Here is a 25,468-nt window from a genome sequence, read left to right on the forward strand (position 1 = left end):
CCGGACCAACTGAATTCCCGATGCTGACACTTCACCGCGTGCGCGGGGTCCGGCTCGTCCATGACGGTGGCCTGGATGCCGGGCACGCGGTCGTTGTCGAGGGCGCCCAGATCGCCGCCGTCGGCCCGTACGAGGAGCTGTTCGCGGTGTATGGCGCGAGGGCGCGCGTACGGGAGTGGGACGGCGTCCTGACACCCGGGCGCTACGAGCCGGACGCGGCCGCGCTGTTGGAGGCCGCCTACCACCCCGACCCGCGCGAGGCCGACGAGCTCGGCAGCGAGCCGATCACGGGGGAGGCGCTTGCCGCGCTCGGCATGACGGAGGCCCGCTGGGGCGCCAGCGCGCGGCGCGGGCTGCAGCGCCTGCTGGCGGCCGGGACGACGGCGCTGACCGGGCCGTTCACCCGGCCCGCGGTCCGTACGGCCGTCCAGCGGTCCGGGCTCGTGGTGCTGCCCGGCCCGGCGCCGCGGGTGCTGGCCACCGGGGGCCCGGCTCATTTCGCCGTGTTCGGGGCGGACGGGGCGTGTCTGGCCACGGCACTGGCCGGGCGGCTGGTGTACCGGCGGCGCTGAGGCCGACGCCGGAACCGGCCGCTGCCCCGGCTCTCCGGCTGGTGACCTGGACCGGTCAAAGGGCCAGGTCAACCCGCGGGTACTCGTCGAGCGCCCGCCTCGACGAGGGCCACGGGGAAGCGGCGCTACGGGGGACGGTACGGCGGAACCATCCACCCTCGCCCGGCCGTTCAAAGAGCGAGAGCCAACGGGGGGACAACAGAACATTGCTGCGCGCCTGCGGCGTGCGGAAGTCCTACGCGCCGCGCGGGCGACGGGTCGATTTCCTGCGGGGCGTCGATGTGCCGGTGCAGGCGGGGGAAGTGACCGCGCTGGTCGGGCACTCGGGGTCCGGCAAATCCACGCCGATGCACCTGCTGGGGCTGCTGGCGGAACCGGACGCCGGGCAGGTCTTCGTCGACGGCGAGGACACATCGGGGCTCGGTGACGGGCGGCGGGCCGACCTGCGGCGGGCCCGTATCGGCTTTGTCTTCCAGTCGTACAACCTGCTGCCGCAGCATTCCGCGCTGCGCAATGTCGCGCTGCCGTACGCCGGCCGCGCCCGTGAAGGAGCGGCCAGGGCGCAGGAGTTGCTGGGCCGGGTCGGGCTCGCCGAGCGGGCCGGGCACCGGCCGGGCGAGCCGTCGGGCGGCGAGCAGCTGGGGGTCCCCCGCCGTAGGTGGGGGAGGGTGGCGCCGGCCCGTGCGCTGGTCAACGACCCGAAGGTGATTCTCGCCGACGAGCCGACCGGCAACCTCGACACGGAGAGCGAGAAGCTGCTGCTCGGACTGTTCCGGGAGCTGACCGACGACGGCCGGGCGGTGCTGCTGGTCACCCGTACAGCACCGCGCCCAGGTCTCCTTCGGCTACTCGGCCGGCGACACCACCCTGCTGCTGTACGCCACCACGTACCGCCCGGCGCTCGCCCCGCCCGTCACCCGCCCGTCACCCGCTCCGTACGCAAGAACCTCTTCCCGCTGCGCGCGGGCGAAGTGGTGCTGCCGGCCGCCTCGCAGGGCAGCAAGCTCGGCGGCCTGCTCGGCAAGCGGATCACCGTCGATACGACCCGGTTCGTCCGGCAGGGCGAGGGCACCGGGGCGGAGGACCATGTCCGGGTCGTCGGCCTGTTCGACCCGAGCCGGCAGATGGACAACCCCGACGCCGCGTTCGTGGACGAGGCGACCGTGGTGCGCTGGGCGGCGGCCGGGAGCGGCACCCCCGCACAGAGCTGCCTCGACAGCCAGGGGCCTGTCGGCCATCAGCCTGCAGCAGCAGCTCACCGCGCTGCCTCGGTCCTCGAGCTGATCCGCACGGCGGGCACGGTGCCGGCGATCCTCGCCGTCCTCGCCTTCGCGGGCGCGCTGACCGGCGCCGGGGCGCCGGCCCGTCAGCGGTCCCGGGAGATCGGCATTCTGAAGGCGGTCGGCTTCCGCACCCGCGCCGTGCTCACCCTGCTGATCACGGAGATGGCGCTGGTCGGCGCGGTCGCGGCGGTCGCGGGCGCGGTGCTGGGCACGGTGTTCGGCAGCCTCGGCGCGGCCGCGCCGCGCTCCAACGGGGAGCTCGCGCCGTACCTGACGGAGCGGGTGCTGATGCCGGGGGCGGGCACCACGGCGCTGCTGTTGCTGTGCACCGTCCTTGTCGTGGCCGCGGGCACGGTGCTGCCGGCCCGGCGCGCGGCGCGGATGTCCCCGGCGGAGGCGATCAAGGACTGGTGAGCCAGGGCCGGCGAGCAGCCGCCGGCGCGTGCTCGTCAGGGAACCGTCAACGCGGCCCCGCCGCACGTCAGGGTGGCGTCAACGGAAACGGAACGACGGATTCGGACGGCGAGGATCTTTACCGCGGGGACGGTCGGCGCCCGGCCGCTCACGATGCACTGCGCTTCGTTGGACCGCCCGGATGTTCTGAGGGGGGCATCCCGGCCGTCCCCGTCCAGCGTTCCCGGCGCGGAGCCGTGCCCGGTGCGGGCGCCGGTCGCCGCACGGTGGACAATGGCCGGGTGACCCGAGCATCCCTGGACAAGCAGCCGCACGAAGTCGCCGCGATGTTCGACGACGTGGCGGCGCGGTACGACCTCACCAACGACGTGCTCTCCCTGGGGCAGGCGCGGCTGTGGCGCAAAGAGGTGGACCGCGCGGTGGCCGCCCGGCCCGCGGAGCGGGTGCTCGACCTCGCGGCCGGTACCGGCACCTCGTCGCTGCCATTCGCCCGGACCGGTGCCTACGTCGTGCCGTGCGACTTCTCCGTCGGGATGCTGGCGGAAGGGAAGAAGCGGCACCCCTGGCTGCCGTTCACCGCAGGTGACGGGACCCGGCTGCCGTTCGCGGACGGGGTCTTCGACGCCGTCACCATCTCCTTCGGGCTGCGCAACATCCAGGACACGGACGTCGCGCTGGCCGAGCTGTACCGGGTCACCAAGCCGGGCGGCCGGGTCGTGATCTGTGAGTTCAGCGAGCCGACCTGGGCGCCGTTCCGGACCGTCTACACCGAGTACCTGATGCGCGCGCTGCCGCCGGTCGCCCGCGCGGTCAGCAGCAACCCGGACGCCTACGTCTATCTCGCCGAGTCCATCCGTACGTGGCCCAACCAGCCCGAACTCGCCGCCCGGCTGCAGGGCGTGGGCTGGACCAAGGTCGCCTGGCGCAATCTGACCGGTGGTGTGGTCGCGCTCCACCGCGGGACGAAGCCGGCCGCCTGAGCACGGACTCGCTTGGGTAACGTCGCTTCACAGAGCGTGAATTGGCGGGAACCATGCGGGGGACAGTCATGTCCCTACGTTCGCAAGCGGTAGCTGTTCGTGCTGCCCGTTGAGTTCCCGGAGCCCGATGTGTCCGACCGTTCCGCCTCCTGCCCGGAATGTGGTTCTTCTTCCCCGCCCGAGGCGCGCTTCTGCATGGGCTGCGGCCGGGAGCGGCAGGCCGCCGCACCGCCCCCGCCGGACGGGCCACCGCCCCCGGCCCGGCCTCCGGTCCCGGCGGCGCCGCCCGGTCCGGCGCCGTCCACCGCGCCCGCCGTTTCCCGAGCCCTTGAGCAGGCGGGACCGGCATCGCCCTTCGGCGCCTTTCTCGGCCGTACGGCGCGGGGCGACTGGCGTCCGGCGCTGAAGATCGCGGCCTGGCCGACGCTGATGCTGCTCGTCCTCGCGTGTGTGCTCGGCATCTTCTCCCCGGACGGCGAGGACGGCGCAAACGGCGCCGGGCTCGACTGGGGCACACGGATGCGCTGCGCCCTCGCACTGCTGCTGCAGAGCGTGGGCGGCGGCGTCACGCTGTCCGGCAGCGCCGCCGCTTCCCTGGGGGAGTGGGGCGCGGGGCTCAACGGCGAGACGTCGGTGTCGCTGGTGCCGCTGGTGGTCACGGGGCTGTGGGTGACGCTGCTGGCGGTCGCCGCCCGTAAGGCCCGCCGCGCGGCCGCCGGGGCAGCGGGGGCCGCCGTACCGGGCGCGATACCGGGTACGGCCGGACCAGGTGCGGCCGTACTGGAGTCGGCCCTGCGGATCGCGGCGCTGTGCGGCGTCGGCACCCTCGCCCTCGGCCTGCTGGCCCAACCCTCCTACAACGGCCTGGAGCTGTCCTCGTCCGCCTGGCGCGCGCTGCTGTGCTCCTTCGTGCTGGCGGCCGTGGTGAGCGGCCTGGTGCTGGCGCGGGACGAGACACAGGCCTGGCTCGCCGTCCGGCCCGGGTGGCACGTCGTCATCGGGGCCCTGCGGACCGCGCTGGTCACGCTGCTGACCGTCGTCCTGGTGGCCGGTGTGGTCGCCTACGTGGTCGTCCTCGCCACGGCGGACGACGTCACTGGCGGTGGGGCGTTCGTCCTGCTGATGCTGCTCCCCAACCTCGGCGCGATCGCGCTGGCGATGGCCTGGGGTGCGCCGGTGAACGTCGAGTGGAACCTCCCCGACCTCCCGTTCCTGGAGTCCGGCCGGAGGTCGATCGGCTACTCCGAGCTGGGCCACCTCGGCAACGACTGGGCGCTGTTCGGCATCATCGTCGGCGGCCTGGCCTGCGCCCTGCTGGTCGGCTTCCTGACCGTCCGCCGCAGCGCCGACCGGCGCGAACAGCTGCTCGCCGCGGGCTTCGTCGTGGTCGCGCTGGTGCTGGTGGTGTGGGCCGCGGGGGCGAGCGCGTCCGCGGCGTTCCAGGCCGGGAGCGGTGACGGCCCCGGCGGCGGTTACGGGGGCACTTACGGCGGCGATTACGGGGGCGACTACGGCGGCCGGTACGGCAGTGGTGACGGCGCCGGCCTCGTCGGGCACGCCGAACTGGCCGCGGGCGGCGTCGAAACGCTGCTGGTTGCGCTGCTGTGGACCTTCGGGGCGGTGCTGGTCGTCCCGTATCTGCTGATGATGGTCGGCCGCGGCAGCCCGTCCATGATCGCGGCCTCGGCCGCACCGGCCGTCCCGCCTGCTCCGTACGGTGCTCCCGCGGCGTCTCCGGCCGCGCCGCCCGCCCCGGCGGCTCCGCCCACACCGTCCGCGCCACCCACACCGGCAGCCTCGCCCACGCCTCCGGCCGCGCCTGCGCCCACGCCTCCGGCCGCGCTCGACGGGCCTCCCGTGGCGCCGGTCGCGAGTCCGGAACCGCCCGCGAGCCCGGAACCGCCCGCGCCCGCCGAGGAAACCCCTGCCGACGCGCCGCCCGCTCCCGCCCCCGATGCGCCGCGCTCGGCCCGTCGCGGTGTCGTGAAGTGGGTGTCGCTGGCGCTCGCCGCGTTCCTGATCGGCGGCGGTGCCACGGCCGGCGCGGTCTACTACAAGAACCACACGGCCGGCGCCGACGACCACAAGTCGGCCAAGAAGCCCGCCGTGGAGAAGAGCGGCCATCCCACCGCCGCCCCCTCCGCGACCCCGTCCGCGACCCCGACGGCCATCCCGTCCCCGACCGGCTCCCCTTCCTCCCCGTCCGCCGGCCTCCCCGCCGGCTTCGAGCGGAAGGACGACCCGTACGGCTTCTCGCTCGGCGTGACGCGCGGCTGGCAGCGTTCGGCCAAGGGCACCCAGGTCGACTACAAGGCGCCGGCCGGCGAGTCCTACCTGCGGATCGGTGTCATCGCCAATGCCCCGCAGTCCTCGTACGACAACTTCCTCAGCATGGAGAAGGGCGCCAAGAAGCGTACGAACTACCAGCGGGCGGAGCTGAAGCGGAACACCTTCCAAGACAGCGAGGGCGCACGCTGGGAGTTCACCTACGTCAACGACACGGGGAACACCATCCACGCCATCGACCAGGCATATGTCGCCGCCGACGGCACCGAGTACGGCATCTACTACGAGTGCCTGGACACGCTCTACGACCCGGAGAGCGACAAGGTGTTCAGCACCGCGCTGAGCACCTGGAAGGTGTCCGACGTGGACGTCGACTAGCCGGTCCGTCACCCCTGTCCGTGCCGTCGGGCCACACCGGCCCGACGGCACGGGGGAGCCGGGCGGGGCTCAAAGATCCAGCCGCAGGCAGTGCGCCCCGCTTCCCCACCGGCGTGAGCACCGTCTCCGCCCGCCGCATCCCCGGCCGCCGGGTCACCGCGATCGACCGCTCGTTGCGCGCGCACGCGCAGCGTGACGGGGGCAGCGGGGAGTTCATCGGCGGCGTGGTCGCAGGCTTCCTGGGACAACCCTTCAGTTTCGGATCATCAAGGCCCCCATAGACTGCACTTGCCCCGTGCCGACCGGCACCCAGATATCCAGATATCGCCCCCCATCGACTTCGGGAGACCCCCCGTGACCGAGTCCGCGTCCGCGTCCGTGAGCGAGTCCGTGACCACACCCCGCTCTGAGCACAGCGCGGACGTGATCGTCGTGGGTGCCGGGCCCGCCGGCTCGGCCACCGCCTACCACCTGGCCAAGTCCGGTCTGGACGTCCTCCTCCTGGAGAAGACGGCGTTCCCGCGCGAGAAGGTCTGCGGCGACGGCCTCACCCCGCGCGCCACCAAGCAGCTGGTCGCTATGGGCATCGACATCTCGGAGGAAGCGGGCTGGCTGCGCAACAAGGGCCTGCGCATCATCGGTGGCGGCTCCCGCCTCCAGCTCGACTGGCCGGACCTCGCCTCGTACCCGAACTACGGACTGGTCCGTAAGCGCGACGACTTCGACGAGCAGCTGGCCCGCCAGGCCCAGAAGGCCGGCGCCCGCCTCTACGAGCGCTGCAACGTCGGCGCGCCGATCATCAACGACCTCACCGGCCACATCACCGGCGTCCACGCCAAGCTCGGCGAGGAGAAGACGCCGGTCACCTTCCACGCCCCGATCGTCGTGGCCGCCGACGGCAACTCCACCCGCCTCTCCCTGGCCATGGGTCTGCACCGCCGCGAGGACCGCCCGATGGGCGTCGCCGTCCGCACCTACTTCACCTCCCCGCGGCACGACGACGACTACCTGGAGTCCTGGCTCGAACTCTGGGACCGCCGCGGTGCCGAGGACCGTCTCCTGCCCGGCTACGGCTGGATCTTCGGCATGGGTGACGGGACGAGCAACGTCGGCCTGGGGATCCTCAACTCCAGCTCCGCCTTCCGGGAACTGGACTGGCGCGAGATCCTCAAGGCCTGGTGCGCCTCGATGCCCGCCGACTGGGGCTACACCCCCGAGAACATGACCGGCCCGATCCGCGGCGCGGCCCTCCCCATGGCCTTCAACCGCCAGCCCCACTACACCAAGGGCCTCCTCCTGGTCGGCGACGCCGGCGGCCTGGTCAACCCCTTCAACGGCGAGGGCATCGCGTACGCCATGGAGTCCGGCGCCATCGCCGCCGAGGTCATCGTCCAGGCCCAGGCCCGCGCCACCTACGCCCAGCGCGAGCTGGCCCTGCACCGCTACCCCAAGATCCTCAAGGACACCTACGGCGGCTACTACTCCCTCGGCCGCGCCTTTGTGAAGCTCATCGGCAACCCCAAGGTCATGAAGATCGCCACCCAGCGCGGCCTGACCCACCCCATGCTGATGCGCTTCACCCTCAAGATGCTGGCCAACCTGACGGACCCGACGGGCGGGGACGCGATGGACCGGATCATCAACGGTCTGAGCAAGGTGGCCCCGAAGGCGTAGCGCCTCAGCACTGTCCCGGTACGGCAAAGGGCCGCCCCCACGGAGGGGCGGCCCTTCACGGAACCGGGGGAGCAGGGTCTCAGAGGACGCGCACCGCACCGGTCGGCATGTCGTAGCTGAGCGGGCGCTCGACGATGCCGGTGCTCGAGTTCTGGGCGCCGATGAAGTTGCCGTCACCGACGTAGACGCCGACGTGGTAGGCGCTGCCCGCGCTGCCCCAGTAGAGGATGTCGCCGACCTGGAGGTTGTCCAGGCCCACCTGGGTGCCGGTGGTGGACTGGTCCTGCGAGACGCGCGGCAGGTCGATACCGATCTGGCGGAACGCGGCCTGGGTCAGGCCGGAGCAGTCGTACGACGAGGAGCCGGTGGCGCCGAGGACGTACGCCTTGCCGAGCTGCGCCTTGAGGAAGGAGACCAGGGCGGCGGTGCTGCCGGTGGCGGACGGAGCGGACAGGGTGGTGCGCTCGTCGGAGCGGGAGGCGCGGGCCTGGGCCTCTTCCTTGGCCTTACGGGCCGCGGCGGCCTTCTTCTTGGCCTCGGCCTCGGCCTTGGCCTTCTTCACGGCGGCGGCCTTGTGCTTCTTTGCGGCCTCGGCGGCCCGGTCGAGCGCGCGCTCCTGGAGAGCCTGGCGCTCGTAGTCGAACGCGACCTGCTGAGCGGTGTCTGCGCTCTTGGCGGCGCTGGTCGCGAGCGCCGTCGTGATGGTGGGCATCTCCTGCGTTTCGGAGACGGGCTTTTCCGCGGCGTTGGCCGGCACGGTCGCGCCGGCCACCGCGAGGGTGAGGAAGCCACCGGTCACGCCCGCACGCAGTGCCCGCGAGGACGCGGAACGGCGGGGCTTCCGGTGGCTGGGTATGAGTGCGTTCGGGGACATGGCACCACGGCTATCAGGCGCCGTAGGTTGCTGCCAACAAAGGTGTGGTGCGCCACACTTGACGTGTACGCGGCGAATAAAAGGGATCTTTCGGTCGCGCGCGGCGCCGGAAGTGTGATGTCCGGATTCCGCGATCATGTTCCTACGCATGGCATTTGCAGCCTGATGCGGCGTCGGGAGGGGCTTACCACCTCTGCGCCCGCCACGCCAAGGCTTCCCGGCCGTCAAGGACTTATCGCGTGAAAGTGCGTGGGATAGGTCACTCTTGAGTGTCCGTTATGTTCCCGTGATCTGACGGCGGGGGTCGTCTGCCGGGTCGCGCGGCCGACGCCGCGGCCGGCCACCCGCCCGCCCGCTCGTGAATGCGGGCACGTACCGATGATCACGACCGCGTCACGGTCGGATCACTCAACGGGGTACGGCGCATATAGCAGTTGACATCGCCCAGCGCCAATTTGCTTGCACGAGGCATGGCTTGATAGGGCAGCACCGCCCTGACCAGCGGTAACCCCGCCAGATATCACCGTTGGTGATCGCTTGCGCGCTTCCCGTACGAAGATCATCGTCCGCCCGGCTTCATGATCCTTCGTCAGGTGGTGAAGATCACAAACTCGTTGTCGTACCCCGTGTCGCAGATCACAGACCAGCGGGCATAAGATGCAGGCGTTCGGGCTTGTGAACTGCCTCACATATGCACGATCTCTACGGGGCAGCCAGTGGGCCCGAGCGGACCGCCATCCAGTCATCGTCGACTGAAGGGAGCGAGGACGGTGAACGCTTATGCGCCCATCCTCGTACTGGGAGCCCTAGGGGCAGGCTTTGCGATCTTCTCTGTCGTGATGGCCACGCTCGTCGGACCCAGGCGCTACAACCGGGCGAAGCTTGAGGCGTACGAATGCGGAATCGAGCCGACCCCGCAGCCGTCCGGCGGCGGTCGCTTTCCGATCAAGTACTACCTGACGGCGATGCTCTTCATCATCTTCGACATCGAGATCGTCTTCCTCTACCCCTGGGCCGTCACCTTTGACGCCCTCGGGCTCTTCGGGCTCGTCGAGATGCTCCTCTTCGCGCTCACCGTCTTCGTCGCCTACGCCTATGTCTGGCGTCGTGGCGGCCTGGAATGGGACTAGGGGTCACCCATGGGACTTGAAGAGAAGCTGCCGAGCGGCTTTTTGCTGACCACTGTCGAACAGGCCGCGGGCTGGGTGCGCAAATCCTCGGTCTTCCCCGCGACCTTCGGGCTGGCCTGCTGCGCCATCGAAATGATGACGACCGGGGCCGGGCGCTACGACCTCGCCCGCTTCGGCATGGAGGTCTTCCGCGGCTCCCCGCGGCAGGCGGATCTGATGATCGTGGCCGGCCGGGTGAGCCAGAAAATGGCGCCCGTTCTGCGGCAGGTCTACGACCAGATGCCGAACCCGAAATGGGTGATCTCCATGGGCGTGTGCGCCTCATCGGGCGGCATGTTCAACAACTACGCGATTGTGCAGGGCGTTGACCACATTGTTCCCGTTGACATCTATTTGCCGGGCTGCCCGCCGCGCCCCGAAATGCTGATGGACGCCATCCTCAAGCTGCACCGGAAGATCCAGGACACCAAGCTCGGGGTCAACCAGGAGCAGGCGGCCCGCGAGGCGGAGGAAGCGGCCCTCAAGGCGCTCCCCCTCATCGAAATGAAGGGGCTGCTGCAGTGAGTGATCCCAAGAACCCCGAGAGCGACCAGGGAAACCACAACGGCAGCGTCCCGGTCCAGCGTGACGACACCGGCGAGGTGATCGGCACCCGCCGCGGCATGTTCGGCGCCAACAATGGCGGCGACACCTCCGGTTACGGCGGCCTGGTGCGGACCGTACGACTGCCCGGGGCGACCCCGCGGCCGTACGGAGGACCGGGCGGTGGTGAGGGGTACGGAGAGTTCGACGAGATCGCCGACGAGCTGGAGGGCGCCCTCGACGAACAGGGCCTCGTCCCCGAGAACGTCGTCTCCAAGACCGTCGTCGACCGCGGCGAGCTGACCTTCCACATCGAGCGGGAATACCTGCCGACCGTCGCCAAGACCCTGCGCGACGACCCGGCGCTGCGCTTCGAGCTCTGTACGGGCGTGAGCGGGGTGCACTTCCCCGGAGACAAGGGGCGCGAGCTGCACGCCGTCTACCACCTGCGCTCCATCACCCACAACCGGCTCATCCGGCTGGAGGTCTCCGCCCCCGACGCCGACCCGCATGTGCCCTCGATCGTCGGCATCTATCCGACCAACGACTGGCACGAGCGCGAGACCTACGACTTCTTCGGGCTCGTCTTCGACGGTCACCCGGCGCTGACGCGGATCATGATGCCCGACGACTGGCAGGGCTTCCCGCAGCGCAAGGACTACCCGCTCGGCGGCATCCCCGTCGAGTACAAGGGCGCCCAGATCCCGGCTCCGGACCAGCGGAGGTCGTACAGCTGATGACCACTCCTCCTGCCCACCCGTCACCCGACCACCGCCCCTCAACGAGGCCCTCCGGGCCGCCCCCGTCTGTCGCTCGCGAGACGACGGAAGGCACGGTCTACACCGTCACCGGCGGCGACTGGGACGAGGTCGCGGCGCGTGCCGCCAAGTCCGACGACGAGCGGATCATCGTCAACATGGGGCCGCAGCACCCCTCCACGCACGGCGTGCTCCGGCTGATCCTGGAGATCGACGGTGAGACCGTCACCGAGGCCCGCTGCGGCATCGGCTATCTGCACACCGGCATCGAGAAGAACCTCGAATACCGGACCTGGACGCAGGGCACCACTTTCGTCACGCGGATGGACTACCTCACCCCCTTCTTCAACGAGACCGCCTACTGCCTGGCCGTCGAGAAGCTGCTGGGCATCACCGACCAGATCCCCGACCGGGCCACGGTCATCCGCGTGCTGCTGATGGAGCTCAACCGGATGTCCTCCCACCTGGTGGCCATTGCCACGGGCGGGATGGAGCTGGGCGCCACCACGATCATGATCTACGGCTTCCGCGACCGGGAACTCATCCTCGACATCTACGAGCTGATCACCGGCCTGCGGATGAACCACGCCTATATCCGCCCCGGCGGCCTCGCCCAGGACCTGCCCCCGGGCGCCGTCGACCAGGTGCGCGCCTTCGTCAAGAAGATGCGCAAGAACATCCCCGAGTACGACAAGCTCGCCACCGGCAACCCGGTCTTCAAGGGCCGGATGGAGGGCATCGGCTATCTCGACCTGGCCGGCTGCCTGGCCACCGGCGCCACCGGACCCATCGTGCGCTCCGCCGGACTGCCGCACGACCTGCGGAAATCCCAGCCGTACTGTGGATACGAGACCTACGACTTCGAGGTGCCGACCGCGGACACCTGCGACTCCTACGGCCGGTTCCTGATCCGGCTGGAGGAGATGCGCCAGTCGCTGCGGATCGTCGAGCAGTGCCTGGACCGGCTCGAGCCGGGACCGGTCATGGTCGAGGACAAGAAGATCGCCTGGCCGGCACAGCTGGCCCTGGGGCCGGACGGCCTCGGCAACTCCCTGGACCACATCAAGAAGATCATGGGCACCTCGATGGAGGCCCTGATCCACCACTTCAAGCTGGTGACGGAGGGTTTCCGGGTCCCGCCCGGACAGGCCTACTCCGCCGTGGAGTCCCCCAAGGGCGAGCTGGGCGTCCACGCGGTCAGCGACGGCGGCACCCGCCCCTACCGCGTGCACTTCCGCGACCCGTCCTTCACCAACCTGCAGGCCATGGCGGCGATGTGTGAAGGCGGCCAGGTGGCCGACGTCATCGTCGCCGTCGCGTCCATCGACCCCGTGATGGGAGGCGTCGACCGGTGAACGACGTCCAGCTGGGCATGCCCCAACTCCCCGCCCCCGACTACCCGGCCGAAGTACGGGCCCGGCTCGAGGCGGACGCCAAGGAGGTGATCGCCCGCTACCCCGGCTCGCGCTCCGCGCTGCTGCCGCTGCTGCACCTCGTGCAGGCCGAGGAAGGGCATGTCACCCGCACCGGCATCCGCTTCTGCGCCGAGCTGCTCGACCTGACCACAGCCGAGGTCACGGCGGTGTCGACCTTCTACTCGATGTACCGCCGCGGGCCCAGCGGCGAGTACCAGGTCGGGGTCTGCACCAACACCCTGTGCGCGGTGATGGGCGGCGACGCCATCTTCGACGAGCTGAAGCAGCACCTCGGCGTCGAGAACGGCGGGACCACCGAGGACGGCGCCGTCACCCTCGAACACATCGAGTGCAACGCCGCCTGCGACTTCGCCCCCGTCGTGATGGTCAACTGGGAGTTCTTCGACAACCAGACGCCCGAGACCGCCAAGCGCCTGGTCGACGACCTGCGGGCCGGCCGGACCGTCGAACCCACCCGCGGCGCCCCCCTGTGCACGTACAAGGAGACGTCCCGGATCCTGGCCGGCTTCCCCGACGAACGGCCGGGCGCCGTCGAGGCCACCGGCGGCGCCGGCCCCGCCTCGCTGGTCGGCCTCCGCCTGGCCAAGGGCGAGGTGGCCCCGGGCCGCGGCACGGACCACGTCATCGCCCCCCGCACGCCCGCAGCCGGCCCCACGGACGAACCCCCCGGCCGCCACTCCGACGAACCGGCTCCCGCGGGGCACCCGAGCTCGCACGACGCACCGCAGCAGACCTCGGACTCCGACCCGGCCCACCCGGCCGGTCCGACCGCAGAGGAGGGGGAGTGATGACCGTGGCAGCCGAGTACGGGGGCACCCGGCCCGAGGCCGGCAGCGACCCCGAGAAGATCCTCGAGCCCGTCCTGTCCGCCTTCTGGGACGAACCGGAATCCTGGACGCTGGAGACCTACCGCCGGCACCAGGGCTACGAGGGCATGCGCAAGGCCCTCGCCATGCCGCCCGACGACGTCATCGCCTACGTCAAGGACTCCGGACTCCGCGGCCGCGGCGGCGCCGGCTTCCCGACCGGCATGAAGTGGCAGTTCATCCCGCAGGGCGACGGCAAACCGCACTATCTGGTTGTCAACGCCGACGAATCGGAGCCCGGGACCTGCAAGGACATCCCGCTCCTCTTCGCGAACCCGCATTCCCTCATCGAGGGGATCGTGATCGCCTGTCATGCGATCCGGTCGCACCACGCCTTCATCTATCTGCGCGGTGAGGTGGTGCCCGTACTGCGCCGGCTGCACGAGGCCGTGCGCGAGGCGTATGCGGCGGGCTTCCTCGGAAAGGACATCCTCGGGTCGGGACTCGACCTGGACGTGATCGTGCACGCGGGCGCCGGCGCGTACATCTGCGGTGAGGAAACCGCGCTGCTGGATTCGTTGGAAGGCCGTCGCGGACAGCCCCGGCTGCGTCCTCCTTTCCCGGCGGTGGCGGGCCTCTACGCCTGCCCCACTGTCGTGAACAACGTCGAATCCATCGCGTCGGTTCCCGCGATCCTGAACAAAGGAAAAGACTGGTTCAGGTCGATGGGCAGCGAGAAGTCCCCGGGCTTCACGCTCTACTCGCTCAGCGGCCATGTCGCCAACCCCGGCCAGTACGAAGCCCCGTTGGGCATCACCCTGCGCCAGCTGCTGGACATGAGCGGCGGCATGCGCCCCGGCCACCGGCTGAAGTTCTGGACGCCGGGCGGGTCGTCCACGCCGATGTTCACCGATGAGCATCTGGACGTACCCCTCGACTACGAGGGCGTCGGCGCCGCCGGCTCGATGCTCGGAACCAAGGCGCTCCAGTGCTTCGACGAGACCACCTGCGTCGTACGGGCCGTCACCCGCTGGACCGAGTTCTACGCACACGAGTCCTGCGGCAAGTGCACGCCCTGCCGCGAAGGCACCTACTGGCTGGTGCAGTTGCTGCGCGACATCGAGGCCGGCAAGGGCCGGATGGACGACCTCGACAAGATCAACGACATCGCCGACAACATCAACGGCAAGTCCTTCTGCGCCCTCGGCGACGGCGCCGCCTCGCCGATCTTCTCCTCGCTCAAGTACTTCCGCGACGAGTACGAGCAGCACATCACCGGCAAGGGCTGCCCCTTCGACCCCGCCAAGTCGACCCTGTGGGCCGACAACGACGCTCACCTGGGGGTGAATGCATGACCGTCACGACCACGGGGTCGAACAACGGATCCGCGGCGATCCCGCCGGAGGACCTCGTCACCCTGACGATCGACGGCATCGAGATCTCCGTCCCCAAGGGGACGCTGGTCATCCGTGCCGCCGAACTCCTCGGCATCGAGATCCCGCGCTTCTGCGACCATCCGCTGCTGGACCCGGCCGGCGCCTGCCGCCAGTGCATCGTCGAGGTCGAGGGCCAGCGCAAGCCGATGGCCTCCTGCACCATCACCTGCACCGACGGCATGGTCGTCAAGTCGCAGCTCACCTCCCCGGTGGCCGAGAAGGCCCAGCGCGGGGTGATGGAGCTGCTGCTGATCAACCACCCGCTGGACTGCCCGGTCTGCGACAAGGGCGGCGAGTGCCCGCTGCAGAACCAGGCGATGCAGGTCGGCGACCCGGACAGCCGCTTCGAGGGCAAGAAGCGCACGTTCGAGAAGCCGGTGCCGATCTCCACCCAGGTGCTGCTGGACCGCGAACGGTGCGTGCTCTGCGCGCGCTGCACCCGCTTCAGCAACCAGATCGCCGGCGACCCGATGATCGAGCTGGTCGAGCGCGGCGCCCTCCAGCAGGTCGGCACCGGCGAGGGCGACCCCTTCGAGTCGTACTTCTCCGGCAACACCATCCAGATCTGCCCGGTCGGCGCGCTCACCTCCGCCGCGTACCGCTTCCGCTCCCGCCCCTTCGACCTGGTCTCCTCGCCGTCGGTGTGCGAACACTGCGCGGGCGGCTGCGCGACCCGTACGGACCACCGGCGCGGCAAGGTCCTGCGGCGGCTGGCCGCCAACGACCCCGAGGTCAACGAGGAGTGGATCTGCGACAAGGGGCGGTTCGCGTTCCGCTACGCGCAGCAGAGGGACCGGCTGGAGCAGCCCCTCGTACGCAACGGGGAGACCGGCGAGCTGGAGCCGGCGAGCTGGCCCGAGGCGCTGGAGGCCGCGGCCCGCGGACTGGCGGCCGCCAAGGGGCGCACCGGCGTGCTGACCGGCGGCCGGCTGACCGTCGAGGACGCCTACGCCTACGCCAAGTTCGCCCGGATCGCGCTGGACACCAACGACATCGACTTCCGGGCGCGGGTACACAGCGCCGAGGAGGCCGACTTCCTGGCGGCCAGGGTCGCCGGCCGCGGCCGCGACCTGGACGGCAACGGCATCACGTACACCGCCCTGGAGAAGGCCCCGGCCGTCCTCCTGGCCGGCATCGAGGCGGAGGAGGAGGCCCCCGGCGTCTTCCTGCGGCTGCGCAAGGCGCACCGCAAGAGCGGCCAGCGCACCTACGGGCTGGCCACCCACGCCTCGCGCGGTCTGATCAAGGCGGGCGGCACGCTGCTCCCGGCCGCGCACGGCACCGAAACCGAATGGCTCGACGCACTCGCGGGCGGCGTCGGCCTGGAGGGCGAGGGCCGCACCGCCGCCGAGGCGCTGCGGCAGGACGGCGCGCTGATCATCGTCGGCGAGCGGCTGGCCGCGGTGCCCGGCGCCCTGACCGCCGCGGTCCGCGCCGCCTCGGCCACCGGCGCCCAACTGGTGTGGATCCCGCGGCGGGCCGGCGAACGCGGCGCCGTCGAGGCGGGCGCGCTGCCGGGGCTGCTGCCCGGTGGCCGCCCCGCCACCGACCCCCGGGCCCGCGACGAGGTCGCCGCCACCTGGGGCGTGGCCGAGCTCCCGCACCGCCACGGCCGCGACACCGGACAGATCATCGAGGCCGCGGCAACCGGTGAGCTCAGTGCGCTCCTGGTGGCGGGCGTCGAGGTCGCCGACCTGCCCGACCCGGCCCGCGCGCTGACCGCCCTGGACGAGGTCGGCTTCCTGGTCAGTCTGGAGCTGCGGCCCTCGCAGGTCACCGACCGGGCGGACGTGGTCCTCCCGGTCGCGGCCGTCGTCGAGAAAGCCGGAACGTTCCTCAACTGGGAGGGCCGGGCGCGGCTGTTCGAGGCCGCACTCAAGCCCGACCAGATGACCCGCCGCCATCTGCTGCCGGACGCCCGGGTGCTGCACCTGCTCGCCGACGCCCTCGACGCCCACCTGGCGCTGCCGGACCTGCGCTCCGTGCGCCGTGAGCTGGACCGGCTCGGCGGCTGGGACGGCCCGTACGCGGGCGAGCCCGTGGAGACCGGGCGCCCACTGCCCCGCCCCGACACCGGCGAGGCCGTACTGGCCGGGCACCGGCTCCTCCTGGACCAGGGGCGGCTCCAGGAGGGCGACGACGCACTGGCCGGCACCCGGCACGCCGCGGTCGCCCGGCTCTCGCAGGCCACCGCCCAGGAGACCGGCGTCAAGGACGGCGACCTGCTGGCGGTCACCGGACCGGCCGGCTCGGTCCGGCTACCGCTCCAGGTGACGCCGATGCCCGACCGGGTGGTGTGGCTGCCGCTGAATTCCGTGGGCGGTGGCGTCGCCGCCGACACCGGGGCGCGCCCCGGTGAGCTGGTGAAGGTCTCCGCCGTACCCGGTACGCCGGAGCCCGCCAAGGAGGAGGTCTGATGCAGCGGCTCGATCAACTGACAGCCGTGGGACCCGCGCTGGCACAGGAAGACCTGTCGATGTTCGGCCACGACCCCTGGTGGCTGGTCGTCATCAAGGCGGTCTTCTGCTTCGCGTTCCTCATGCTGACCGTGCTGTTCTCCATCGTCTGGGAACGCAAGGTCGTCGCATGGATGCAGCTGCGCATCGGCCCCAACCGCCACGGCCCCTGGGGCATGCTCCAGTCCCTCGCCGACGGCATCAAGCTGATGCTGAAGGAGGACCTGGTCGTCAAACGGGCCGACAAGGCGGTCTTCATCCTCGCGCCGATCGTCGCGGCCATCCCGGCCTTCATGGCGATCGCGGTGATCCCCTTCGGGCCCGCCGACAACGAGGTCTCGATCTTCGGCGTCCGCACCCCGATGCAGCTCACCGACCTCCCGATCGGCATCCTCTACATCCTGGCCACGGCCTCGGTCGGCATCTACGGCATCGTCCTGGCGGGCTGGTCCTCCGGCTCGACCTACCCGCTGCTCGGCGGCCTCCGCTCCTGCGCCCAGATGATCTCGTACGAGATCGCGATGGGCGCCGCCTTCGCGTCGGTGTTCCTCTACTCCGGGTCGATGTCGACCTCCACGATCGTGGAGTCGCAGCACGACAAGTGGTACATCCTCCTGCTGCCGGTGTCCTTCCTCATCTACATCGCGACGATGGTGGGAGAGACCAACCGCGCGCCGTTCGACATGCCGGAGTCCGAGGGCGACCTCGTCGGCGGCTTCAACACCGAGTACTCGTCCATCAAGTTCGCGATGTTCATGCTCGCCGAGTACGTGAACATGGTGACGGTCTCGGCGGTCGCGACCACGCTGTTCCTGGGCGGCTGGCGGGCCCCGTACCCCATCACCGCCTTCTGGGAGGGTGCGAACCACGGCTGGTGGCCGATGCTCTGGTTCACCATCAAGGTGCAGCTGCTGCTGTTCTTCTTCATCTGGCTGCGCGGCACGCTCCCGCGCGTGCGCTACGACCAGTTGATGAAGCTCGGCTGGAAGGTCCTCATCCCGGTCTCGCTGGTCTGGCTGATGCTGGTGGCCACCGTCCGGGCCCTGAAGAACGAGGGCTACCAGTTCCAGCAGATCGTGCTCTACGTCGCCGGGGGCGCCATCGCCCTGCTGCTGATCTCGCTCGTCGTGGACTTCTTCCGGCGCGGCGAACGGGAGGAAGAGCCGGACGGACACGGGGAGTTCGACCCGATGGCCGGTGGATTCCCGGTACCGCCGCTGCCCGGGCAGAGCCTGCCGCCGGTGCCGCGGAGGCGTCCGCGCGGGGAGCGGGAGCTGATTGTCAGTGGTCGGGTGGACACTGTCAGTGACGGAAATGAGACCGACGGAAAGGGGGGCGACGGTGCCTGAGTTCCAGAACCCCGTGGCCGGCTTCGGCGTGACCTTCAAGGCCATGTTCAAGAAGCGGCTGACCGAGCAGTACCCGGAGGAGAAGAAGCCGACGGCCCCGCGTTTCCACGGCCGCCATCAGCTCAACCGCCATCCGGACGGCCTGGAGAAGTGCATCGGCTGCGAGCTCTGCGCCTGGGCCTGCCCGGCGGACGCGATCTATGTCGAGGGCGCGGACAACACCGACGAGGAGCGCTACTCCCCGGGTGAGCGGTACGGCCGCGTCTACCAGATCAACTACCTGCGCTGCATCCTGTGCGGGCTGTGCGTGGAGGCCTGTCCGACCCGCGCGCTGACCATGACCAATGAGTACGAACTCGCCGACCGGTCCCGCGAATCGCTCATCTACACCAAGGAGGAGCTGCTCGCGGGCCTGGAGGAGCCCATGGTCGATACACCGCATGCGATCTTCCCCGGCATGACGGAGAAGGACTACTACAAGGGCCTGGTGACCGAGGCCGCGCCCGGGACCGCCCGTCAGGTGGCCACCTCCAAGGGCGAGAAGCCGCAGGAAGAAGAAGCCTCTCAGGAAAAGGGGGTGCAGGCATGAGCCTCGCCGCCGCGGCCTCCTCCGGGGAGGCCGTGCAGTTCTGGATCCTGGGCATCGTCGCCGTCGTCGGCGCCTTGTGCACGATCTTGATGAAGCGCGCCGTCCACAGTGCCCTCTCACTCGCCGGGACCATGATCGTCCTGGCGGTCTTCTATCTGGCCAACGGTGCGTACTTCCTCGGCGTCGTCCAGATCGTCGTCTACACGGGCGCGATCATGATGCTGTTCCTCTTCGTCGTCATGCTGGTGGGCGTCACCGCGGCCGACTCCCTCAAGGAGACCCTCAAGGGCCAGCGCTGGCTCGCCGCGGGCCTCGGCATCGGATTCGGCATCCTGCTCATCGCCGGCATCGGCAACGCCTCGCTCAAGGAGTTCAACGGCCTGGGCGAGGCCAACGCCGGCGGCAATGTGCAGGGCCTGGCCGCGCTCCTCTTCACCAAGTACGTCTTCGCCTTCGAAATCACCGGCGCGCTGCTGATCACAGCGGCCGTCGGCGCGATGGTGCTCACCCACCGCGAGCGTACGGAGCGCGCCAGGACCCAGCGCGAGCAGTCCATCGCGCGCGTCAAGGAAGGCAAGCAGGTGCCGCCGCTGCCCGCCCCCGGCGTCTACGCCCGGCACAACGCCGTGAACATCCCGGGCCTGCTGCCCGACGGCACACCGTCCGAGCTCACCGTCAACCCGACGCTGCGCGGCCGCGGCCAGATCCGCGATGTTTCCCGTGAGTCGCTCGCCGAACTCAAGGCGCTGGAGCAGCGCTCGGAGGAATGGCTGGAGCGCGGCTCCGAGCCGTCCGCAGCGCCACCGGCATCGTCGTCCGGGCTCGCGGCGCCGAAGGAGGAGGCCAAGAAATGAACCCGGTCTACTACCTCTATCTGGCTGCCCTGTTGTTCACCATCGGCGGGGCCGGGGTGCTGATCAGGCGGAACGCCATCGTGGTGTTCATGTGCATCGAGCTGATGCTCAACGCCTGCAATCTCGCCTTCGTGACCTTCTCGCGGATGCACGGGAATCTGGACGGCCAGATCATCGCCTTCTTCACGATGGTCGTCGCTGCGGCCGAGGTCGTGGTCGGCCTGGCGATCATCGTGTCGATCTTCCGCACCCGTCATACGGCCTCGGTCGACGACGCCAGCCTGATGAAGCTGTAAGGGGTCGCACAAAGTGGAGAACTTGATCGCGCTGCTTGTCGCGGTACCGCTGGTCGGTGCGGCCCTGCTGCTGTGCGGCGGCAAACGACTGGACCGCACCGGCCACCTGATCGGCTCGCTGCTCGCGGTGGCCTCGTTCGCCATCGGGGTGGTGCTCTTCGCCGACCTGCTCGGCAAGGACGCCGAGCACCGCACGCTGCATCAGCATCTGTTCAGCTGGATCCCGGTCGGCGGCTTCCGGGCCGACGTCGCCTTCCAGCTCGACCAGTTGTCGGTGACCTTCGTCCTGCTGATCACCGGTGTCGGATCACTGATCCACATCTACTCGATCGGCTACATGGAGCACGACGAGCGGCGCCGCCGCTTCTTCGGCTACCTCAATCTCTTCCTCGCGGCGATGCTGCTGCTCGTCATCGCCGACAACTACCTTCTGCTGTACGTCGGATGGGAGGGCGTCGGCCTCGCCTCGTACCTCCTGATCGGCTTCTGGCAGCACAAGCCCAGCGCGGCCACCGCCGCCAAGAAGGCGTTCCTGGTCAACCGCGTCGGCGACATGGGCCTGTCCATCGCGATCATGCTGATGTTCACGACGTTCGGGACGTTTGCGTTCGGCCCGGTGCTTGCCGCGGCCGGCGACACCGGCGAGGGCAAGCTGACGGCCATCGGGCTGATGCTGCTGCTGGCCGCCTGCGGCAAGTCGGCACAGGTGCCACTGCAGTCCTGGCTGGGTGACGCGATGGAGGGCCCGACCCCGGTCTCCGCCCTGATCCACGCCGCCACGATGGTCACCGCAGGCGTGTATCTGATCACCCGCTCCGGAGCGATCTTCAACGCCGCGCCGGATGCCCAGACCGCCGTCGTCGCGGTCGGTGCCGTCACCCTCCTCTTCGGTGCGATCGTCGGTTGCGCCAAGGACGACATCAAGAAGGCGCTGGCCGGCTCGACGATGTCGCAGATCGGCTACATGATCATGGCCGCCGGCCTCGGCCCGATCGGCTACGCCTTCGCGATCATGCATCTGGTCACCCACGGCTTCTTCAAGGCGGGCCTCTTCCTCGGCGCCGGTTCCGTGATGCACGGCATGAACGACGAGGTGGACATGCGCCGTTACGGCGGCCTGCGGAAGTACATGCCGGTCACCTTCATCACCTTCGGCCTCGGCTATCTGGCGATCATCGGCTTCCCCGGACTGTCCGGCTTCTTTTCCAAGGACAAGATCATTGAGGCGGCGTTCGCCAAGGGCGGCACCGAGGGCTGGATCCTCGGCGGCGCGGCCCTCCTGGGCGCCGCGATCACCGCGTTCTATATGACCCGGGTGATGCTGATGACGTTCTTCGGCGAGAAGCGCTGGGATCCGGAAGAGGTCCATCCGCACGAGTCGCCGAAGGTCATGACGCTCCCGATGATCGTGCTGGCCATCGGATCGGTCTTCGCGGGCGGGCTGTTCAGCCTCAACGAGGCCTTCGTGAAGTGGCTGGAGCCGGTCACCTCCTTCGAACACGGCCACTCCCCCCTCAGCGCCACCACGGTGACCGCTGCGACCATGGTCGTCCTGGTCATCGGCGTCGGCCTCGCCTGGGCGATGTACGGCCGCCGGCCAGTACCGGCCACGGCCCCACGCGGCTCGGTGCTCACCCGGGCCGCCCGCCGCGATCTGCTCCAGGACGACTTCAACCACGTCGTCCTGGTGCGCGGCGGCGAACACCTCACCCGCACGCTCGTCTATCTCGACCACTCCCTGGTGGACGGCGTGGTCAATGGCACGGCGGCCTCCATGGGCGGACTCTCCGGCCGGCTGCGCCAGTTGCAGAGCGGCTTCGTCCGCTCGTACGCGGTCCAGATGCTGGGCGGGGCCGCCGTTCTCGTCGCCGCGACCCTGCTGATGAGGGGTGTCTGAGCCATGTCCTTTCCCCTGCTGACGGCGACTGCCGCGGTCCCGGCGATCGGTGCGATCGCCACCGCCGCGGTGCCCGCCGCCAAGCGCACCACGGCCAAATGGCTGGCGCTGGCGTTCTCGCTGGTCACCTTCGCGCTGGCCCTGGCGATCGCGTTCCGTTTCGTGCCGGGCGCCAAGGGCCCGTACCAACTCGCCGAATCGCACGCCTGGATCCCGGACTTCGGCGTCCGCTACGAACTCGGCGTGGACGGCATCGCGGTCGCCCTGATCGCACTGACCGCCCTGCTGATCCCGTTCGTCATCCTGGCGGGCTGGCACGACGCCGACCCGCTGGAAGCCGCGTCCGACAGCGGCTCCGCCGCGGCCGACCAGAACCACCGCTGGCGGCCCACCCAGGGCTTCTTCGCCCTGATCCTGGCCGTGGAAGCCATGGTGGTCATCTCCTTCGAGGCCACCGACGTCTTCCTCTTCTACATCTTCTTCGAAGCCATGCTCATCCCGATGTACTTCCTCATCGGCGGCTTCGGCGACCGCGCTCATCAGCAGGGCGAGGAGCAGGCGGCGACCCAGCGGTCGTACGCCGCGGTGAAGTTCCTGCTCTACAACCTCGCCGGCGGCCTGATCATGCTCGCCGCGGTGATCGGGCTGTACGCCGCCACCGCCGACCAGCTCGGCACCGGCACCTTCTCACTCCAGCAGATCGTCGAAGCACGGGCCGCCGGCAAGCTGGACCTCGCCACCGGCACCGAGCGCCTCCTCTTCCTCGGCTTCTTCTTCGCTTTCGCGGTGAAGGCCCCGCTGTGGCCGCTGCACACCTGGCTGCCCAACGCCATGGGCGAGGCGACGTCCCCGGTGGCGGTGCTGATCACCGCGGTCGTCGACAAGGTCGGCACCTTCGCGATGCTCCGCTTCTGCCTCCAGCTCTTCCCCGAGGCCAGCAGCTGGGCAACGCCGGTCATCCTCGTACTCGCGCTGATCAGCATCGTCTACGGCGCGCTGCTCGCCGTCGGCCAACGGGACATCAAGCGCCTGATCGCGTACGCCTCCATCTCCCACTTCGGGTTCATCATCATGGGCATCTTCGCCATGACGACCCAGGGCCAGGGCGGCGCGACGCTCTACATGGTCAACCACGGCATCTCGACCGCCGCGCTGATGCTGGTTGCCGGCTTCCTGATCAGCCGCCGCGGCTCGCGCCTGATCGCGGACTACGGAGGCGTCCAGAAGGTCGCCCCGGTCCTCGCCGGCACCTTCCTCGTCGGTGGTCTGGCGACCCTGTCGCTGCCCGGACTGTCCCCGTTCATCAGCGAATTCCTGGTCCTGGTCGGCACCTTCAGCCGCTATCCGGTCATCGGCATCATCGCCACCATCGGCATCGTCCTCGCCGCGCTCTACGTCCTCGTCCTCTACCAGCGGACGATGACCGGCCCGGTCAAGGCCGAGGTGCGCGGCATGCCCGACCTGCGGGTCCGGGAGCTGGTGGTGGTCGCGCCGCTTATCGCACTGCTGCTCTTCCTCGGGGTGTATCCCAAGCCGCTCACCGACATCGTCAACCCGGCGGTGGACCACACCCTGTCCGTCGTGGACAAGAAGGACCCCAAGCCCGCGGTGCAGGTGGACGCCGTGCCCGGTGGAGGCCGGCACGGCCACGCCGCGCCTGATCAAGACGTGGAGGCCGCGAAGTGAGTTCCGTGGCAAGTGTCCACAGCCTGTGGACGGTGGCGGCCGATGTGCCCGGCCGGATCCCGGCGCCGCATATCGAGTACGCCCAGCTGTCGCCGACACTGATCGTCCTCGGTGCCGCGGTGATCGGCATCCTGATCGAGGCGCTGCTGCCCCGCCGCAGCCGCTACTACGCCCAGCTGGTGCTGTCCGTGGTGGCGCTGGCCGCCGCGTTCGCCGCGGTGATCGGCCTGGCGGCGGGTGGCTTCGGCTCGTCCAAGGCGCAGATCGCCGCGATGGGCGCGATCGCCGTGGACGGTCCCGCGCTGTTCCTGCAGGGCACCATCCTCCTGGTGTCCCTCATCGCCGTCTTCACCTTCGCCGAGCGCCGGCTGGACCCCGTGGCGCACGGCAAGCGCGTGGACTCCTTCGCCGCCCAGGCCGCGGCCGTCCCCGGTGGCCCCGCCGAACAGGCCGCGGTCAAGGCCGGGTTCACCACCACCGAGGTCTTCCCGATCGCCCTCTTCGCGATCGGCGGCATGCTGGTCTTCCCGGCGGCCAACGACCTGCTGACCCTCTTCATCGCCCTCGAGGTCTTCTCCCTCCCCCTCTACATCCTGTGCGCCCTGGCCCGCCGCCAGCGCCTCCTCTCCCAGGAAGCCGCGGTCAAGTACTTCCTCCTCGGCGCCTTCTCCTCCGCGTTCCTCCTGTTCGGCATCGCCCTCCTGTACGGCTACGCGGGCACGGTCACCTATGCCCGCATCGCTGAGGTCGTCTCGGACGGCGCCAAGCAGATCGACCCGGCGCTGGCCGGCACGATGGGCAATGACGCCCTGCTGCTGATCGGTGCGGCGCTCGTCCTCATGGGCCTGCTGTTCAAGGTCGGCGCGGTCCCCTTCCACATGTGGACCCCGGACGTCTACCAAGGCGCCCCCACCCCGGTCACCGGCTTCATGGCGGCCGCCACCAAGGTCGCGGCCTTCGGCGCCCTGCTGCGCCTGCTGTACGTCGTCCTGCCCGGTATGCGCTGGGACTGGCAGCCGGTGATGTGGGGCGTAGCGATCATCACGATGCTGGGCGGCGCCATCGTCGCCATCACGCAGACGGACATCAAGCGCCTGCTGGCCTACTCCTCCATCGCACACGCCGGCTTCATCCTCGCCGGTGTCATCGCCACCAGCGAGGACGGCATCTCCTCGGTGCTCTTCTACCTCGGCGCCTACTCCTTTGTGACGCTCGGTGCGTTCGCGGTCGTCACTCTGGTACGGGACGCGGGCGGCGAGGCCACGCATCTGTCCAAGTGGGCGGGCCTCGGCCGCCGTTCCCCTCTGGTGGCCGCGGTCTTCGCCGTCTTCCTGCTGGCCTTCGCGGGCATCCCGCTGACCTCCGGGTTCGCCGGAAAGTTCGCGGTCTTCAAGGCGGCGGCGGAGAGCGGCGCGGGCTGGCTGGTCGTGGTCGGTGTCATCTCCTCGGCAATCGCCGCCTTCTTCTACATCCGCGTCATTGTGCTGATGTTCTTCAGCGAGCCGAAGGCGGACGGCCCGACCGTCGCGGTGCCCAGCCCGCTGACGACCACGGCCATCGCGGTCGGCGTCGTGGTCACGCTGGCGTTGGGCCTGGCCCCGCAGTACTTCCTCGACCTGGCGGGTCAGGCGGGGGTCTTCATCCGCTGAGGCGACCGCAGCGCCGTACAGCAGGTCCCACACGGTCGCCGCCCGGAACCCCAAGCGGGTTCCGGGCGGCGGCCGTTGTCCGT

Annotated in this window: 19 protein-coding genes and 1 pseudogene; 19 read left to right on the forward strand and 1 reads right to left on the reverse strand. The window is 70.0% G+C overall.

Going from position 1 to position 25,468, the window contains the following annotated elements; genetic code table 11:
- The first annotated feature begins 20 nt into the window (after positions 1-20).
- From AB0D04_RS09255 to AB0D04_RS09275, 5 genes are all read left to right on the forward strand, one after another.
- Complete coding sequence (locus AB0D04_RS09255) at positions 21-572, forward strand: hypothetical protein (protein WP_362701038.1); 552 nt, start codon at positions 21-23, stop codon at positions 570-572.
- Between the two features lie 224 nt (positions 573-796).
- Positions 797-2,269, forward strand: a complete 1,473-nt coding sequence (locus AB0D04_RS09260) for an ABC transporter ATP-binding protein/permease (RefSeq protein WP_362701041.1) — start codon at positions 797-799, stop codon at positions 2,267-2,269.
- A 281-nt stretch (positions 2,270-2,550) separates the two neighbouring features.
- Positions 2,551-3,249 carry a demethylmenaquinone methyltransferase gene (locus AB0D04_RS09265; RefSeq protein WP_362701043.1) on the forward strand — a complete coding sequence of 233 codons (699 nt, stop codon included), beginning with the start codon at positions 2,551-2,553 and terminating at the stop codon, positions 3,247-3,249.
- Between the two features lie 129 nt (positions 3,250-3,378).
- The gene (locus AB0D04_RS09270) at positions 3,379-5,913 is read left to right on the forward strand and encodes a zinc ribbon domain-containing protein (protein ID WP_362701045.1); all 2,535 of its coding nucleotides are present in this window, start codon (positions 3,379-3,381) and stop codon (positions 5,911-5,913) included.
- A 390-nt stretch (positions 5,914-6,303) separates the two neighbouring features.
- A complete protein-coding gene (locus AB0D04_RS09275) occupies positions 6,304-7,587 on the forward strand; it encodes a geranylgeranyl reductase family protein (RefSeq protein WP_362701171.1) in 1,284 nt (427 codons plus the stop codon).
- Between the two features lie 79 nt (positions 7,588-7,666).
- On the opposite strand, the gene AB0D04_RS09280 is transcribed toward AB0D04_RS09275, so the two are convergent.
- Positions 7,667-8,461, reverse strand: a complete 795-nt coding sequence (locus AB0D04_RS09280) for an NlpC/P60 family protein (protein ID WP_362701047.1) — start codon at positions 8,459-8,461, stop codon at positions 7,667-7,669.
- A 770-nt stretch (positions 8,462-9,231) separates the two neighbouring features.
- Between AB0D04_RS09280 and AB0D04_RS09285 the strand changes: the two genes are divergently transcribed.
- From AB0D04_RS09285 to nuoN, 14 genes and pseudogenes are all read left to right on the forward strand, one after another.
- Positions 9,232-9,591: an NADH-quinone oxidoreductase subunit A gene (locus tag AB0D04_RS09285; protein WP_362701050.1), complete on the forward strand. Its 360-nt coding sequence runs from the start codon at positions 9,232-9,234 to the stop codon at positions 9,589-9,591.
- A 9-nt stretch (positions 9,592-9,600) separates the two neighbouring features.
- On the forward strand, positions 9,601-10,155 hold the full coding sequence (locus tag AB0D04_RS09290) for an NADH-quinone oxidoreductase subunit B family protein (protein ID WP_362701053.1): 555 nt from the start codon (positions 9,601-9,603) through the stop codon (positions 10,153-10,155).
- Positions 10,062-10,910 (forward strand): annotated as a pseudogene (locus AB0D04_RS09295) (NADH-quinone oxidoreductase subunit C); the annotation flags it as partial. The gene AB0D04_RS09290 and the pseudogene AB0D04_RS09295, both read left to right, overlap by 94 nt.
- The gene (locus AB0D04_RS09300; protein WP_362701056.1) at positions 10,910-12,286 is read left to right on the forward strand and encodes an NADH-quinone oxidoreductase subunit D; all 1,377 of its coding nucleotides are present in this window, start codon (positions 10,910-10,912) and stop codon (positions 12,284-12,286) included. The pseudogene AB0D04_RS09295 and the gene AB0D04_RS09300, both read left to right, overlap by 1 nt.
- 17 nt (positions 12,287-12,303) lie before the next feature.
- Positions 12,304-13,155 carry an NADH-quinone oxidoreductase subunit NuoE gene (nuoE, locus tag AB0D04_RS09305; protein WP_362701173.1) on the forward strand — a complete coding sequence of 284 codons (852 nt, stop codon included), beginning with the start codon at positions 12,304-12,306 and terminating at the stop codon, positions 13,153-13,155.
- Positions 13,155-14,528, forward strand: a complete 1,374-nt coding sequence (nuoF, locus tag AB0D04_RS09310) for an NADH-quinone oxidoreductase subunit NuoF (protein ID WP_362701059.1) — start codon at positions 13,155-13,157, stop codon at positions 14,526-14,528. The genes nuoE and nuoF overlap by 1 nt, the downstream gene beginning before the upstream one ends.
- On the forward strand, positions 14,525-17,026 hold the full coding sequence (locus AB0D04_RS09315) for an NADH-quinone oxidoreductase subunit G (protein ID WP_362701061.1): 2,502 nt from the start codon (positions 14,525-14,527) through the stop codon (positions 17,024-17,026). Before nuoF ends, AB0D04_RS09315 begins: the two co-directional genes overlap by 4 nt.
- Positions 17,026-18,414, forward strand: a complete 1,389-nt coding sequence (gene nuoH, locus AB0D04_RS09320) for an NADH-quinone oxidoreductase subunit NuoH (protein ID WP_362701064.1) — start codon at positions 17,026-17,028, stop codon at positions 18,412-18,414. Before AB0D04_RS09315 ends, nuoH begins: the two co-directional genes overlap by 1 nt.
- Positions 18,407-19,003, forward strand: coding sequence for an NADH-quinone oxidoreductase subunit NuoI (gene nuoI, locus AB0D04_RS09325; RefSeq protein ID WP_362701065.1), 597 nt, complete (start codon positions 18,407-18,409; stop codon positions 19,001-19,003). The genes nuoH and nuoI overlap by 8 nt, the downstream gene beginning before the upstream one ends.
- On the forward strand, positions 19,000-19,857 hold the full coding sequence (locus AB0D04_RS09330) for an NADH-quinone oxidoreductase subunit J (protein WP_362701067.1): 858 nt from the start codon (positions 19,000-19,002) through the stop codon (positions 19,855-19,857). The genes nuoI and AB0D04_RS09330 overlap by 4 nt, the downstream gene beginning before the upstream one ends.
- Positions 19,854-20,153 carry an NADH-quinone oxidoreductase subunit NuoK gene (nuoK, locus tag AB0D04_RS09335; protein WP_030067013.1) on the forward strand — a complete coding sequence of 100 codons (300 nt, stop codon included), beginning with the start codon at positions 19,854-19,856 and terminating at the stop codon, positions 20,151-20,153. Before AB0D04_RS09330 ends, nuoK begins: the two co-directional genes overlap by 4 nt.
- Positions 20,154-20,166: 13 nt before the next feature.
- Entirely contained in the window at positions 20,167-22,050 is a 1,884-nt protein-coding gene (gene nuoL, locus AB0D04_RS09340; protein WP_362701071.1) for an NADH-quinone oxidoreductase subunit L, read from the forward strand.
- 3 nt (positions 22,051-22,053) lie between these two features.
- The gene (locus AB0D04_RS09345; RefSeq protein ID WP_362701073.1) at positions 22,054-23,736 is read left to right on the forward strand and encodes an NADH-quinone oxidoreductase subunit M; all 1,683 of its coding nucleotides are present in this window, start codon (positions 22,054-22,056) and stop codon (positions 23,734-23,736) included.
- On the forward strand, positions 23,733-25,385 hold the full coding sequence (gene nuoN, locus AB0D04_RS09350) for an NADH-quinone oxidoreductase subunit NuoN (RefSeq protein WP_362701076.1): 1,653 nt from the start codon (positions 23,733-23,735) through the stop codon (positions 25,383-25,385). The genes AB0D04_RS09345 and nuoN overlap by 4 nt, the downstream gene beginning before the upstream one ends.
- Positions 25,386-25,468: the final 83 nt, after the last annotated feature.

This window comes from Streptomyces sp. NPDC048483, from assembly GCF_040651455.1.
Taxonomy (GTDB): Bacteria; Actinomycetota; Actinomycetes; order Streptomycetales; family Streptomycetaceae; genus Streptomyces.